At 35.5% G+C, this 13,594-nt stretch carries 17 protein-coding genes; 12 read left to right on the top strand and 5 right to left on the bottom strand.

From position 1 onward, the window contains the following. Positions 1-209: 209 nt before the first annotated feature. From OLM61_RS05355 to OLM61_RS05300, 12 genes are all read left to right on the top strand, one after another. Positions 210-1,352 carry an acyl-CoA dehydrogenase gene (locus OLM61_RS05355; protein WP_264525407.1) on the top strand — a complete coding sequence of 381 codons (1,143 nt, stop codon included), beginning with the start codon at positions 210-212 and terminating at the stop codon, positions 1,350-1,352. 108 nt (positions 1,353-1,460) lie between these two features. Continuing rightward, positions 1,461-2,138: a Crp/Fnr family transcriptional regulator gene (locus OLM61_RS05350; protein WP_264525406.1), complete on the top strand. Its 678-nt coding sequence runs from the start codon at positions 1,461-1,463 to the stop codon at positions 2,136-2,138. Between the two features lie 92 nt (positions 2,139-2,230). Next, complete coding sequence (locus tag OLM61_RS05345; RefSeq protein WP_264525405.1) at positions 2,231-2,827, top strand: peroxiredoxin-like family protein; 597 nt, start codon at positions 2,231-2,233, stop codon at positions 2,825-2,827. Positions 2,828-2,833: 6 nt separating this feature from the next. Continuing rightward, on the top strand, positions 2,834-3,292 hold the full coding sequence (locus OLM61_RS05340; protein ID WP_264525404.1) for a YHS domain-containing (seleno)protein: 459 nt from the start codon (positions 2,834-2,836) through the stop codon (positions 3,290-3,292). Between the two features lie 4 nt (positions 3,293-3,296). After that, complete coding sequence (locus OLM61_RS05335) at positions 3,297-3,686, top strand: DoxX family membrane protein (protein ID WP_264525403.1); 390 nt, start codon at positions 3,297-3,299, stop codon at positions 3,684-3,686. A gap of 2 nt (positions 3,687-3,688) precedes the next feature. Next, positions 3,689-4,177 carry a DinB family protein gene (locus OLM61_RS05330; RefSeq protein ID WP_264525402.1) on the top strand — a complete coding sequence of 163 codons (489 nt, stop codon included), beginning with the start codon at positions 3,689-3,691 and terminating at the stop codon, positions 4,175-4,177. Further along, positions 4,165-4,875, top strand: coding sequence for an NRDE family protein (locus OLM61_RS05325; RefSeq protein ID WP_264525401.1), 711 nt, complete (start codon positions 4,165-4,167; stop codon positions 4,873-4,875). The genes OLM61_RS05330 and OLM61_RS05325 overlap by 13 nt, the downstream gene beginning before the upstream one ends. A 10-nt stretch (positions 4,876-4,885) precedes the next feature. Further along, positions 4,886-5,920 (top strand): D-alanine--D-alanine ligase, encoded by a 1,035-nt coding sequence (locus tag OLM61_RS05320; RefSeq protein WP_264525400.1) that lies wholly within the window; start codon positions 4,886-4,888, stop codon positions 5,918-5,920. A gap of 2 nt (positions 5,921-5,922) precedes the next feature. After that, positions 5,923-6,582 carry a hypothetical protein gene (locus tag OLM61_RS05315; protein WP_264525399.1) on the top strand — a complete coding sequence of 220 codons (660 nt, stop codon included), beginning with the start codon at positions 5,923-5,925 and terminating at the stop codon, positions 6,580-6,582. Between the two features lie 28 nt (positions 6,583-6,610). Further along, positions 6,611-7,588, top strand: coding sequence for a M20/M25/M40 family metallo-hydrolase (locus tag OLM61_RS05310; RefSeq protein WP_264525398.1), 978 nt, complete (start codon positions 6,611-6,613; stop codon positions 7,586-7,588). Positions 7,589-7,623: 35 nt separating this feature from the next. Further along, entirely contained in the window at positions 7,624-8,301 is a 678-nt protein-coding gene (locus OLM61_RS05305; RefSeq protein ID WP_264525397.1) for an SDR family NAD(P)-dependent oxidoreductase, read from the top strand. A 58-nt stretch (positions 8,302-8,359) separates the two neighbouring features. After that, positions 8,360-8,956, top strand: a complete 597-nt coding sequence (locus tag OLM61_RS05300; protein WP_264525396.1) for a SprT-like domain-containing protein — start codon at positions 8,360-8,362, stop codon at positions 8,954-8,956. 125 nt (positions 8,957-9,081) lie between these two features. Here OLM61_RS05300 and OLM61_RS05295 read toward each other — a convergent pair whose 3' ends face one another. The 5 genes from OLM61_RS05295 to OLM61_RS05275 all read right to left on the bottom strand — a co-directional run bounded on the left by OLM61_RS05295 (position 9,082) and on the right by OLM61_RS05275 (position 13,391). Beyond that, a complete protein-coding gene (locus tag OLM61_RS05295; RefSeq protein WP_264525395.1) occupies positions 9,082-9,843 on the bottom strand; it encodes an ABC transporter ATP-binding protein in 762 nt (253 codons plus the stop codon). Then, positions 9,840-10,589: an MlaE family ABC transporter permease gene (locus OLM61_RS05290; protein WP_173967185.1), complete on the bottom strand. Its 750-nt coding sequence runs from the start codon at positions 10,587-10,589 to the stop codon at positions 9,840-9,842. Before OLM61_RS05290 ends, OLM61_RS05295 begins: the two co-directional genes overlap by 4 nt. A gap of 80 nt (positions 10,590-10,669) precedes the next feature. Next, positions 10,670-11,518, bottom strand: coding sequence for a glycosyltransferase (locus OLM61_RS05285; RefSeq protein ID WP_264525394.1), 849 nt, complete (start codon positions 11,516-11,518; stop codon positions 10,670-10,672). Between the two features lie 76 nt (positions 11,519-11,594). Further along, on the bottom strand, positions 11,595-12,122 hold the full coding sequence (locus OLM61_RS05280; protein ID WP_173967187.1) for a methyltransferase: 528 nt from the start codon (positions 12,120-12,122) through the stop codon (positions 11,595-11,597). Between the two features lie 210 nt (positions 12,123-12,332). Beyond that, positions 12,333-13,391, bottom strand: a complete 1,059-nt coding sequence (locus OLM61_RS05275; RefSeq protein WP_264525393.1) for a 3-oxoacyl-ACP synthase III family protein — start codon at positions 13,389-13,391, stop codon at positions 12,333-12,335. Between the last annotated feature and the right edge of the window lie 203 nt (positions 13,392-13,594).

Here is a 13,594-nt window from a genome sequence, read left to right as displayed (position 1 = left end):
ATTTTTAAGATTATAACGAAAACGTTATCGTAATTGTTGTCGATCTATTAAATTTATATGCATGCATTGTTAAACTCGTATTTAAAAATTATCTTTGGAAGCCTTTTTACAGAAAAAAGGAATTCAAAAAAACAAAACAAAAAAATAACCATTGTCTTAATTTGATATTTTGCATTGACTTAAGACGAGAAAAATAAAACAGAATAACTATGGATTTTAATCTTACCGAAGAACACTTAATGATTCAACAAGCTGCAAGAGATTTTGCTCAAAACGAATTGCTGCCAGGTGTTATCGAACGTGACGAAAAACAAATTTTTCCGACAGAGCAAATTAAAAAAATGGGGCAATTAGGATTCATGGGAATGATGGTTGATCCTAAATATGGCGGAAGCGGATTGGATGCAGTTTCTTATGTACTTGCTATGGAAGAGATTTCAAAAATCGATGCATCGGCTTCTGTAGTTATGTCTGTAAACAACTCACTGGTTTGTTGGGGACTACAAGAATTTGGAACTGAAGAACAAAAACAAAAATATTTACCAGGTTTAGCCTCAGGAGAGATTCACGGAGCATTTTGCTTAAGTGAGCCTGAAGCGGGTAGTGATGCCACTTCGCAAAAAACAACTGCGATCGATATGGGAGACCATTATTTGGTAAACGGAACAAAAAACTGGATCACAAACGGTAATACAGCTTCTGTTTATTTGGTGATTGCACAAACTGATCCGGAGAAAAGACACAAAGGAATCAATGCTTTGATCATGACCAAAGATATGCCGGGCTTCTCTATTGGACCAAAAGAACAAAAAATGGGAATCCGTGGTTCTGATACACACTCTTTGATGTTTAGTGATGTAAAAGTTCCTAAAGAAAACAGAATTGGTGAAGATGGTTTCGGATTTAAATTTGCAATGAAAACTCTTGCAGGAGGTCGTATCGGAATTGCTTCTCAGGCTTTAGGAATTGCTTCAGGAGCTTATGAACTTGCTTTGAAATATTCTAAAGAGCGTAAAGCTTTTGGAACTGAAATTTGCAACCATCAGGCAATTGCTTTTAAATTGGCAGATATGGCTGTTAATATCGAAGCAGCTCGTCATTTGTGTATGAAAGCGGCCTGGGATAAAGACCAACATAAAAATTATGACATTAGTGGTGCAATGGCAAAATTGTTTGCTTCACAAGTGGCGATGGATACAGCTGTTGAGGCGGTTCAGATTCATGGAGGTAATGGTTACGTAAAAGAGTACCATGTAGAGCGTTTGATGCGTGATGCAAAAATTACCCAGATTTACGAAGGAACTTCAGAAATTCAGAAAATTGTAATTTCGAGAGCTGTTATTGCAGGATAAATCTCTTAGAAGTATAGATATTAAAAAAACCTTTCAGACTGTCCAATGTCTGGAAGGTTTTTTTGTTTGGATTTTAATTTCGTTATCTTTACAGAAAGAAACCTTTTTATGTACGAAGATTTAAAATATTGGTATTTACGCGATCATAAATTGTTTAGAACGTTGAGTTATTCGCAAATTAAACAATTGTGTATTATCACCGGTTTTAAAAAAGCATCCAAAGGAGAAATCATTTATTTTTCTACTTCCGATTTGCCGCGTATCTTTTTACTTAAGAAAGGAAATATTAAAATTGTGTCTATCGATGAAGAGGGTAACGAAACCATAAAAGATATCATTCAGAAAGGAGATTTGTTTGGAGAACTGACTTTGGAAACAGATGCTAAAAATGAAGAATATGCCAAAGTGCTTTCAGATGATGTTGCTATTTGTAGTTTTCTAATGTCGGATTTTGAAGATTTATTGTTACGAAATCCAACACTGGCGCTTTCGTATACCAAATTTGTGGGGCTGAAAATGAAGCGCATTAAAAACAGTTACGCCAATTTAATCTCTAAAGACGCAAAAACCAGATTGTACCAGTTTCTTAAGGACTGGGCCGAAAAGGAAGGAACTGCACAGGGAAATTCCGTAACGATCGAAAACTATTTAACACAAAATGATATTGCCCAAATCATTTGTACTTCAAGACAAACCGCAACGCAGTTGTTAAACGAAATGGAAACCAATAAGCTGTTGCAATACAATAGAAAAGAGATTGTTATTCTGGATATTACCAAAATCTAATTATTTTAGGCTAAGTGTAAATTAGCCGACATTTGCCTTTTTCATACTACCGTAATTTTACATTATTGAATTAAGATGTAAAATTAAAAATTATGAAAAAACTATTTTTTGTTGTTTTAGTAGCCTTAAGTACGGTTGCTACTGCGCAAAGTTCGCTTCCTAAAATGGCGACCGATATTGCTCCTTTATTAATAGGAGAGAAAATTCCAAATACTACCTTAAAATCCTCAGAAGATGCAACGGTAAAAATTTCTGATTTACTTGGAAAGAAAAAGACAGTTTTGGTTTTCTATCGTGGTGGCTGGTGTCCTTATTGCAATATGCATTTACAGGCATTGGCGGAGGCCGAGAAACAAATTCTCGATCTTGGATACCAAATTATTGCTATAAGCCCTGATGCCCCTGAGAATTTAAAAATTACGGAAGAAAAGGACAAAGTAAAATATACTTTACTTTCAGATGCTGCAGGAGAATTTACCAAAGCAGTCGGAATTGCTTATGCAGCTCCTGAAAACTATAAATCAGTAATTAACGTACATTCTAAAGGGATCAATACGAGTTTCTTACCCGTTCCGTCTGTTTTTATTGTAAATCCGGATAGTGAGATTTTGTTCGAATATATTGCTCCTGATTTTAAGCATCGAATCTCGACTGAGTTACTTGTTTCAGTATTAAAAAACTTAAAATAATACAAGATGAAAAAATTACTATTTTTTGTATTGATTTTGTTTTCAGTTCTTTCATTTGCTCAGAATGATGCGAAAAGAATTAGTCAGTACAATTTAGAAAACAAAGTAGCCATTCAGGGTTACGATCCTGTGGGATATTTTAATCAGGGAAAAGCAATTAAGGGGAAGAAGGAATTATCAGCTTCTTATCAGGGAGTAATTTATAAATTTTCTTCCAACGAGAACAAGCAGGAATTTTTAAAAAATCCATCAAAGTATGAACCGCAGTACGGAGGCTGGTGTGCCTATGCTTTAGGAAGTTCGGGAGAAAAGGTTGAAATAAACCCTGAAACGTTTAAAATTATTGATGGAAAACTCTATTTGTTTTACAATGCTTTTTTTAACAACACCCTGAAAAGCTGGAATAAAAATCAGACCAATCTGAAGGCGCAGGCAGATGATAACTGGAAAAAAATAAATAAGTAGAGTGATGACAAAATCAGAAAGAATAGCCTGGATTTTAAGAATTGTGGCAGCCGGAATTTTACTGCAAACCTTGTTTTTTAAATTCAGCGGAGCAAAGGAAAGTATTTATATTTTTTCGACTTTAGGAATAGAACCTTATGGAAGAATTGGTTCAGGAATAGCCGAATTGGTTGTTGCCATTTTAATTTTAATTCCAAAAACAACATGGATTGGAGCTTTGGGCGGATGCGGAGTGATGGCCGGAGCTGTTTTTTCTCATTTATTTGTTTTAGGAATTGTAGTTCAGAATGATGGAGGTTTTCTCTTTTTGCTGGCGATTATTACATTATTATGTTGTTTAGGATTGCTTTATTTCAATAAAAACAAATTGTTTAATCTTCTAAATTTAAAATAGCCATGTTACTAAAATCAATACGACACAGTTTAGATGAACTCAATGATTTATTGAGTCAATTATCGGATACCGATTATGCAAAACCTTGTCCTGCTTTAAACAATTCAACAATTGGCGAGCACATACGACATATATTGGAGATGTTTAAAGGTCTGGAAAAGGGTTACGATTCAGGGATTATCAATTACGATAACCGCGAACGAAATATCCGAATTCAAACCGAAACCCAGTATGCACAAGAACTGATAACGGAGATCAAAACAGAATTGAAAAGCGAGAACAAAGTTATCTATCTCGAACAGGTCATTGATGGACTTTCGCTTAGAATTCAGAGTAATTATTACAGAGAGTTGCTTTATAATCTGGAGCATTGTATTCACCATCAGGCTTTGATTAAAGTGGCTGTTTTGCCGTTTAAAAATATTTTGATCGATGAGAATTTTGGGGTAGCGCGTTCCACTATTGAATACAGAAAACAATGTGTACAGTAAGTTTTGTCAATACTAACGGGGTTGTAATTATTACTTCGAATCGGGATGAAAAAGTAATTCGTCCCGAAGCCATCGTGCCAAAAAATTATTGTCAGAATGGGAAAACCATACTGTATCCAAAAGACCCAAAAGCAGGAGGGACCTGGTTTGCGGTGGATAAAAACGGAAGTATACTGGTTCTTTTGAATGGCGGAACCGAGAAACATCGCGTTTTATTTCCCTATCGTAAAAGCAGAGGGTTGGTTGCTCTCGATATTATTTCAAGTGCATCGCCTAAGGACTTTTGGAATGAAATTAATCTGGAAGATATCGAGCCCTTTACGTTGGTTCTGTATCAGGGTGGGGCATTGTATGAATTGATTTGGGATGGTCTTGTCAAAATAAAGACGACATTAGAATCTTCTAAAAACCATATCTGGTCATCGGTTACCTTGTATCCTGAAGAAATTAGAAAGAGACGTTCCAACTGGTTTTTTGATTTTTTGAAAGACAAAGAGGAAATCTCTGCTGCGGATATGTTAGATTTTCATCGAAACACTCAAAATGATGATTCTGAAAACGGTTTGGTCATTAACAGAGAAAATGTTCTGAAAACGTTGAGTGTAACTCAGGTTGTAATTAAGCAGAACAAAGGTGCTATGAGGTATTATGATTTAATTAGAGCAGAAGACTTTTCGACTTCTTTTATAAGTATTTAAACCAGTAAAGATGAAATTATTTTTTCATAGAATAAGCAATTGGGAGTATTGGCCTTTTAAGGTGCTTTACGTTCCTATTTATTTTCTTTGGGCCTACTATGCTGTCAAAGCCAGATCGGTATTTTTCTTTAATGCGTCCAATCCGAAGATAAAAAACGGTGGATTTATAATGGAAAGCAAAAAACAAATTTATGATCTGCTTCCTAAAGAATGTTATCCCAATACTATTTTGATCCGGGAGAGCACAGCTTTAGAAAAGATTGTCGATGCGATAATAGAAGGAAAAATGTATTTCCCTTTAATCGCTAAACCCGATATTGGCTTGCGTGGCTCTGGTGTGAAAAAAATCAAGAATGTTTTTGAGTTGAGTGAATATGCCCGAAAAGCAAATTTTGATTTTTTATTGCAGGATCTCATTCCGTTTAAAAACGAAGTCGGTATTTTTTATGTACGTCATCCGCATCAAAAAGAGGGGAGAATTACAGGAATCGTTTCGAAAGAATTTTTAATTGTTACCGGTGACGGCGTTTCGACTATCGAAGATTTAATTTGTAAAACACCAAGATTTCAATTGCAGCTTGAAGTTTTAAAGGAGGAATATGGCAAACAATTGCAGAAGATTTTACCACAGGGTGAAAGCATAAATTTAGTGCCTTTTGGAAATCACGCCCGAGGAGCAAAATTCCTGGACGGAAGCGATTGGATTACACCACAACTGACAGCGACGATTGATAAAATTGCTAAAAAGGTTCCCGAGTTTTACTTCGGACGTTTTGATATCATGTACAATACTTTTGAAGAACTAGAGCGCGGAGAGCAATTTCAGGTCGTAGAACTAAACGGAGCGGCAAGTGAGCCCACACACATTTACGATCCGAAACACTCGGTTTGGTTTGCCTGGAAAGAACTGGCGAGACACATTACATACATGTACGAAATCAGTGCCGAGAACCATAAAAAAGGAGTTCCGTATCTCGATTATAAAGTAGGCATTCGCGAATACAGACTGCATTTGGCACAAAACAGTAAGATCGTAAATTTTTAAAAATGAAAAGAGTAAAAAATATCGCAATAGGATTTTTGGTGAGTTTCATCGGATCAATTCCATTGGGGTATTTGAATGTAGTAGGTTTGGAGATTTACTCCAAATCGGGGCTCAATAACCTGGTTCTTTTTTTGTTCGGAGTCATTTTTGTCGAAATTTTTGTCATTTATTTCACCCTCATTTTTGCCAGACAACTCATTCGCAATAAAAAATTGATGAAGATGATTGATTTTTTTGCGGTTGGATTTATGTTTGTTCTCGCTTTTCTTTTCTATTCCGGTTTTCATAATCAGACCGCAAAATCAAATGATGCTTTACAGGAGTATTTAATGTATTCGCCATTTGTGATTGGTGTTGTTTTAAATTGTTTTAATTTTTTACAGCTGCCTTTCTGGACGAGTTGGAATCTATATTTGCTTAACGCGGAGTATATTACAATAGAAAGAAAGTTAAAATATTATTATATTGCAGGAACTTTGATTGGTATTTTTTTCGGGATGTTAAGTCTGATTGTAATTTTACAGGCTTTTTTTGCAAAAAACAATCCATTGTCAAAGTATGTAATGCCTGTATTTATTCCGGTTTTTTTCATAGTGTTGGGAAGTGTTCAGGTGTTTAAGGTGTATAAAAAATATTTTAAATCAACTGTTTTAGAAGTTTAACCGCTAAAGCACATTTAAATCATCCTTTATGAAAAAACGTTACTTTCTGCTGCTTCCGTTTGTTTTTTTAGCCTGTAAATCGAATCCTTCCGTAGCTACTACTACTCCGGCAACTGATTCAAAACCTATTGAAGTTACTTATAAAGTCAAGGAATCTGAGGTGTCTGATTTCCTGAAAAAGCTGTCTTCAGATGAAATGGAAGGCCGTGAAACCGGAACAAAAGGAATCGAGAAAGCAGCCGTTTTTTTAGAAGACTTCTTCAAACAAAACAAAGTGAAACCTTATTTTGTTTCTTACAGAGATACCCTCACCAATTTTAAAACACCGGCCTATAATATTGTTGGAGTTATAGAAGGAACTGACCCGGTGCTGAAAAAAGAATTCGTGGTTTTAAGTGCGCATTACGATCATATCGGACTGGAGAAAAAACAACAGCCGGATGTTGTTTTTAATGGTGCTAATGATGATGCTTCAGGAGTAACAGCAGTTGCAGAGTTGGCAAAGTATTTTAGCGAAACAAAATCGAACAAACGCAGTATTCTTTTTGTGTTTTTTGCAGGAGAAGAAAAAGGATTGTTAGGGTCTAAAAGTTTGGTGCAAAAACTTAAAAAGCAAAATTTTAATTTGTACACCCAATTGAATATCGAAATGATTGGTGTGCCAATGAAACGGGATTATCTAGCCTATGTTACCGGTTTTGATAAAAGTAATATGGCCCAAAAAATAAACGAATACACTGGTAAAAAAACAATCGGGTTCCTGCCTAAAGAAGCCGAATATAAATTGTTTTACAGATCGGATAACTTTTCTTTTTATGAGGCATTTAAAAAACCATGTCAGTCCATAAGTACTTTTGATTTTGAAAATTTTGACTTTTATCACCATGTTTCAGATGAATTTAAGGTAATGGATATTCCGCATATGACTTCTTTTATTCAGGAATTTTTACCGGCAGTAACTAAAATTACGATTACACCAACGGAAGAAATTACAATGAATAATTAATCTGTCGTTTTATTCGATTTGCTTATTTTTGCTTTATGAAAAATATTATTGTTACCGGAACCAGTCGTGGAATTGGTTACGAATTAGCATTGCAGTTTGCCAATGCAGGTCATCAGGTTCTGGCGATTTCCAGAAAAATACCTACTACACTTTTAGAACATCAAAATATTAGCTGTCTGTCTGTTGATCTGGCAGATGAAACGGCGCTGGCGGAAGTAGATCAGTTTCTTTCTTCTTCCTGGAAAAGGGTGGATGCAGTGGTACATAACGCCGGTGCGTTGTTGTTAAAACCGTTTGCTGAAACTACTCAGGCTGATTTTGAAAGTATTTACAAAGTAAATGTTTTTGCTGTTGCTAACTTAACGCGTATTTGTCTTCCTTATCTTCAAAACGGTAGTCATGTGGTAACCATTAGTTCTATTGGAGGGGTAAGAGGAAGTCTGAAATTTGCAGGTCTGGCAGCTTATAGTTCCAGTAAAGGAGCTGTAATTACTTTAACTGAATTATTGGCGGAAGAATACAAAGAAAGAGGAATTTCATTTAATGTGCTGGCACTGGGATCGGTTCAGACCGAAATGTTAAACGAAGCCTTCCCGGGTTATCAGGCGCCAATTTCTGCCGAAGGAATGGCAACCTACATCAATGATTTTACACTCAACGGAAATAAATATTTCAACGGAAAGGTGCTGGAAGTTTCCTCAACGAATCCGTAATTTTAAATTCCAAATTGAAGAAAACTTCTAACTTTTTACAAATAACATTTAACTTAAAGTGAGAGAAACTTTAGCTAAATATATACCGGAGCATGCCGTAAAGCCTGTTTTTGATTTGATTGTTGCCAATCAGGTTCATCTGAAAATCGTCAATGAGCGACAGACGCGTCATGGGGATTACAGAAGAGGGCCAAGCGGTAAGCATGAAATTACGGTGAATGCGAGTTTGAATAAATATCGCTTTTTGATTACGCTCATTCATGAGATTTCACATTTGGTTGCCTTTGAGAAATTTGGAAGAAATATAAAACCGCATGGGAATGAATGGAAGTTTACTTTTCAAAGGATGATGGTTCCTTTTATTCGTCCCGAAATTTTCCCGGGTTCATTATTGCCTTTGTTGGCAAGACATTTTAAAAATCCTTCGGCAAGTAGTGATACCGATACCACTTTGTCTTTGGCTCTAAAACAATACGATGCAGCCAACGATAAGAGCTATATCTTTGAGATTCCCTACGGAAGTGTATTCAGGATTAAAAACGGTAAAGTATTCAAGAAATTGGCCGTTAGAACCAAGCGTTTTGAATGTATTGAAATTAGCTCGGGAAAAACCTATCTGTTTAATCCAAATGCGGAAGTGGAGTTAATGCATTAAAAGAAAATTCCAATAAAAAATAAATTCCAAATTCCAATACTTATGCAGTTGGAATTTGGAATTTTTTTATTGAGTTTCCCACCAGAAATTGGAATTTGGAGTTTGGGATTTGGAATTTAAAAGCCTTATCCTTTCAAATAAGCTTCTCTTACTTTTTTAAACAGATTTGAAGAGTAAACAAATTTTACAATCGCTTCGTTATCGGTTCTAAAGATTTCTTCTTTGGTTCCTTGCCAGGCTTTTAGACCCTTTTTTAGGAATACGATATTTTCACCAATTTCCATTACCGAGTTCATATCGTGGGTGTTGATCACCGTAGTAATGTTGTATTCTTCGGTAATTTCTTTAATCAGATTATCAATCAGAGTAGAGGTATTTGGATCTAAACCTGAATTGGGTTCGTCGCAAAATAAATACTTTGGATTGTTTACAATCGCACGGGCAATCGCCACACGCTTTTGCATTCCTCCTGAAATTTCAGAAGGTAATTTTTTATGGGCGTCAATTAAGTTTACTCTTTCCAGTACAAAATCAACACGTTCTTTGATTTTAGCCTTATTGTCGTTGGTAAACATTTTTAACGGGAACGCAACATTCTCTTCAACGGTCATCGAATCAAACAAAGCACTTCCCTGAAAAACCATTCCGATTTCCGTTCTTAACTCTCTTTTTTCATCCGGATCCAGTTCTGAATACACACGGCCATCAAAGGAAATAGTTCCTTTATCGGGAGTGTGAATTCCTAACAGACTTTTTAATAAAACGGTCTTTCCGGATCCACTTTGCCCAATAATCAGGTTGGTTTTTCCAGTTTCAAAAACTGTCGAAACACCTTTCAGAACCTTGCTGTCGCCAAATGATTTTTCTAAATTTTTTACTTCTATCATGATCCTAGTAACAATTGTGTTAGTATATAATTAAAAAGAATGATTGAAACCGAAGTCCAAACAAACGATACTGTACTGGCTTTACCTACTTCAAGAGCCCCACCTTTCATGTAATAACCGTGAAAAGAAGGTATGGTAGCCAACAGCATGGCAAATATTAAAGTTTTAATAAAAGCATAAGTGATGTGAAAAGGAATGAATTCCATTTGCGCACCAATGATAAAGTCATTACTGGTAGTAAAACCTCCGTAAACACCTGCAAGCCATCCTCCAAAAATTCCTAAAAACATACTGATTCCAATTACAAAAGGATACAATAGTAAAGCAATAATTTTAGGGAAAACCAGATAGTTAAGAGAGTTTACACCCATAACTTCCAATGCATCGATTTGTTCTGTAACACGCATAGTACCGATACTTGAGGTAATAAACGATCCCATTTTTCCGGCCATAATTACCGAAATAAAAGTAGGAGCAAACTCCAGAATTACAGATTGACGTGTAGCAAAACCAATTAAATATTTTGGGATTAACGGATTAGTTAAGTTTAAAGCGGTTTGAATCGCGACAACACCTCCAACAAAGAAAGAGATAAAGCAAACGATACCTAAAGAGTCAATAATTAAATCATCAATTTCTTTAAAAATTAATTGTCGCATAACAGGCCATTTGGTCTGTTTATTGAAAATCTCTTTCAGCATTAAAAAATATCTCCCAATTTGGGATAAGTAACGAATTAGCATCATAGTTTTACAAATATTGGCTAAGGTAAAAAGAAGTTATGAGTTTTGGGGTATGAGTTAAGTCTTTTCGGTTGTTTTCCGGATCAAATTAACTTTTCTTTCATTTTTTGAAAGCGATAATTTCTAATAAATTTAGCTTGTTCAGGGGTAACCAGTAGTGGCGTTTTGGCTCTTTTTGCTTTCCAGAATCCTCGGATATAATCAAAAAAGAGGAACGGTTTTTTCTTCATCATGGCCAGTTTAGCCGATGCAATTGCCGTAATCCAAAAGCCGTATCCTAAAGTAAAAAAAGCTTCACCTTGTTTGTATCGGGCAGTTTTGTTGTAATTTGCTCCGGTTGGTTTAAGATGTTTTACATGTAAAGAAGCGTCGGTAACGATCTTCCATCCGTAATATTTACAAAGTAATTCGTCTACAGTGTCCCAGCCCATAGCAGGTTTTAAACCTCCAATTTGCTGAAAAGCAGCTTTGCGATATGCCTTTAATGCGCCACGAATATGATCTTTGTCGGTAAGATTTTCGAGAACCCAGTCACCATTTTTTTCAATGTAACAAAAACCTCCTGCCATTCCAATTTTCGAATCCGATTGAAAATGGGCGATAATTGTTTCGAAGTAATTGACAGGAAAAATGAGATCACCATCTATTTTTACGATAATATCATATGCTGAATCCAAAGTTTCAAAACCTTTTTGAAAAGCCTGAATCACTTTGCTTCCGGGCATATGAATCGAGTCTGACGTTTTATTGACAATAGAAATAAAAGGATGATCTTTTGCAAAACCCAATACAACTTCTTCTGTCCTATCCGTTGAATTGTCATTTACCACTACAATTTTTGAAGGTAAAACAGTTTGTGAAACCAAAGACTGTAAGGTCAGGCCAATTAAATCTTGTTCGTTGTGAGCCGGAATGACGATATAATACTTCATAATTTTCAATTTAAATTCCAAATTCCAATTAAAACTGCTTAATTGGAATTTGGAATTTTTTTATTGGAATTTGACTTTAGGCTTTTATTTTTTCCGCTACAACAATATAATATCTTGGCGTAAAATATCTTAGTAAAGGTCTGAATCCAAACTTTTTTACCGGATGTGTAAATTTTTGACGGTCGGTTATTTTCCAGCCTGTTTTTTCTAAAAGCCAGTCCAGTTGCCAGTCTTCAAATTCATGATAATGTCTGTCCCACATATCGGTCTTAGAACGATACGCCGATGAAAACCATAAACGCAATGGAATTGATATTAACAACTTGTCACATTTTACGTTTTGTAAAATGGTGTAAGGATTTAGTAAGTGTTCGAAGATTTCAAATGCGGTAAAAACAGTATATTCTTCCGTTTGCAAAGCCGTTTGATCGTTGTCTAAATCTTCGCCTTTTGTATTTTTTACAGTATAACCATTTTCTTCCATTATTTTAGAGAATGGATTTGATACACCAAAATCAAAAATGGTTTCTGATGTTTTAACGTGTTTTTGTAAAAACTCTAAAGTAAGTTTGAATCTTTTATTCGGAAACGTTTTTTCGTACATAGTCGCTGCGAGGAACGAAACAATCTCTCGTTCTTGATTTATAATTAGGGCACAAATATACTAAAAAAGTCCGCATCTTATAATGCGGACTTTTTTAGTATGCAGTCTCAGTCTCAGTCTCAGTCTCAGTCTCAGTCTCAGTCTCAGTCTCAGTATTCGGTTTCAGTATTCAGTTGACTGCGAACTGCGACTGAAGACTGAGACTAATATCTAATATCTGTAAACAAATGCATTGATGTTCATTCCTGCTCCGACAGAGGCAAAAATAACAACATCTCCTTTGTTTATTTCATGGTTTTCCAGTTTACCCTGAATCAATAAGTCGTAAAGAGTGGGTACTGTAGCAACACTGGAGTTTCCTAAATCGTGAATGCACATTGGCATAACATTTTCAGGAGGTGTTTTGTCGTATAGTTTATAGAATCGGGCAATAATGGCCTCGTCCATTTTTTCATTGGCCTGGTGAATCAGAATTTTTTTCACTTCGTCAATAGCGATTCCGCTTTTGTCTAAGCAGCTTTTCATAGCACATGGCACCTGACTTAAAGCAAATTCGTAAATCTTGCGCCCGTACATTTTGATGTATTTAATGTCCGGATCTAAATCGGGGTTGTATGATTTTCCAAAGTACAGATAGTTGGCTTCGTCATTAGCAAAAGTAGCGCTCTCGTACGATAGTAATCCGGCTTCATCCTCAGAAGCTTCTAAAATTGAAGCACCTGCACCATCAGAGTAAATCATCGAGTCGCGATCGTGATCGTCAACCACTCTTGAAAGGGTTTCGGCACCAATAACTAAAACTCTTTTTGCCATACCCGATTTTATAAAAGCGTTTGCCTGTAGCACACCTTCAATCCATCCCGGACATCCAAAAAGAATATCGTAGGCTACACATTTCGGGTTTTTAATGCCTAATTTGTTTTTGACACGTGTCGCTAAACTCGGTAAAATATCCGTTTGGTGTGTTCCAGATTTTACATCACCAAAGTTATGCGCAAAAATAATGTAATCTAAAGTTTCACGATCGATCTTAGCATTTTCAAGCGCTCTTTCGGCAGCAAAAAAAGCAAGATCTGATGAGGTATGATGGTCTTCGGCATAACGGCGGTTTTCGATTCCGGTAATGCCTTTAAATTTTTTTATTACAACTTCGTTAGGGTAACCAAAAGGAGTTCCGTCTTCATTTAAAAAAACATGATCGCCAAAGTCAGTATTGCTTACTTCTTTATTAGGAATGTAACTTCCTATACCTATTATTTTTATTTTCATTATTCCTTTATTGTCCGGTAAATTTATTGCTAAAGTATAAATAAAATCATGATAACTATCATAAAAAATACTATGCACGCATATAATTGTGGAATAATAATTTTTTGTGACATATATTGTTTATTTTCTAATGATTATTTAATTTTTCCGAGATTTCAAACGATTGAAATAAAAGCAGGGAAAAAGTTTTTTTAGTTTCAGGT

Source organism: Flavobacterium sp. N502536 (assembly GCF_025947345.1).
In the GTDB taxonomy this organism is placed as follows: Bacteria; Bacteroidota; Bacteroidia; order Flavobacteriales; family Flavobacteriaceae; genus Flavobacterium.
This window is presented reverse-complemented; position numbering and strand designations above follow the sequence as displayed.

Bases quoted from the DNA above. Each gene is read 5' to 3' on its own strand.
- OLM61_RS05305 (WP_264525397.1), top strand. From the start codon at position 7,624: ATGAAAAATATTATTGTTACCGGAACCAGTCGTGGAATTGGTTACGAA.
- OLM61_RS05285 (WP_264525394.1), bottom strand. From the start codon at position 11,518: ATGAAGTATTATATCGTCATTCCGGCTCACAACGAACAAGATTTAATT.
- OLM61_RS05320 (WP_264525400.1), top strand. From the start codon at position 4,886: ATGAAATTATTTTTTCATAGAATAAGCAATTGGGAGTATTGGCCTTTT.
- OLM61_RS05275 (WP_264525393.1), bottom strand. From the start codon at position 13,391: ATGAAAATAAAAATAATAGGTATAGGAAGTTACATTCCTAATAAAGAA.
- OLM61_RS05310 (WP_264525398.1), top strand. From the start codon at position 6,611: ATGAAAAAACGTTACTTTCTGCTGCTTCCGTTTGTTTTTTTAGCCTGT.
- OLM61_RS05335 (WP_264525403.1), top strand. From the start codon at position 3,297: ATGACAAAATCAGAAAGAATAGCCTGGATTTTAAGAATTGTGGCAGCC.
- OLM61_RS05330 (WP_264525402.1), top strand. From the start codon at position 3,689: ATGTTACTAAAATCAATACGACACAGTTTAGATGAACTCAATGATTTA.
- OLM61_RS05350 (WP_264525406.1), top strand. From the start codon at position 1,461: ATGTACGAAGATTTAAAATATTGGTATTTACGCGATCATAAATTGTTT.
- OLM61_RS05315 (WP_264525399.1), top strand. From the start codon at position 5,923: ATGAAAAGAGTAAAAAATATCGCAATAGGATTTTTGGTGAGTTTCATC.
- OLM61_RS05325 (WP_264525401.1), top strand. From the start codon at position 4,165: ATGTGTACAGTAAGTTTTGTCAATACTAACGGGGTTGTAATTATTACT.
- OLM61_RS05340 (WP_264525404.1), top strand. From the start codon at position 2,834: ATGAAAAAATTACTATTTTTTGTATTGATTTTGTTTTCAGTTCTTTCA.
- OLM61_RS05290 (WP_173967185.1), bottom strand. From the start codon at position 10,589: ATGATGCTAATTCGTTACTTATCCCAAATTGGGAGATATTTTTTAATG.
- OLM61_RS05355 (WP_264525407.1), top strand. From the start codon at position 210: ATGGATTTTAATCTTACCGAAGAACACTTAATGATTCAACAAGCTGCA.
- OLM61_RS05345 (WP_264525405.1), top strand. From the start codon at position 2,231: ATGAAAAAACTATTTTTTGTTGTTTTAGTAGCCTTAAGTACGGTTGCT.
- OLM61_RS05295 (WP_264525395.1), bottom strand. From the start codon at position 9,843: ATGATAGAAGTAAAAAATTTAGAAAAATCATTTGGCGACAGCAAGGTT.
- OLM61_RS05280 (WP_173967187.1), bottom strand. From the start codon at position 12,122: ATGTACGAAAAAACGTTTCCGAATAAAAGATTCAAACTTACTTTAGAG.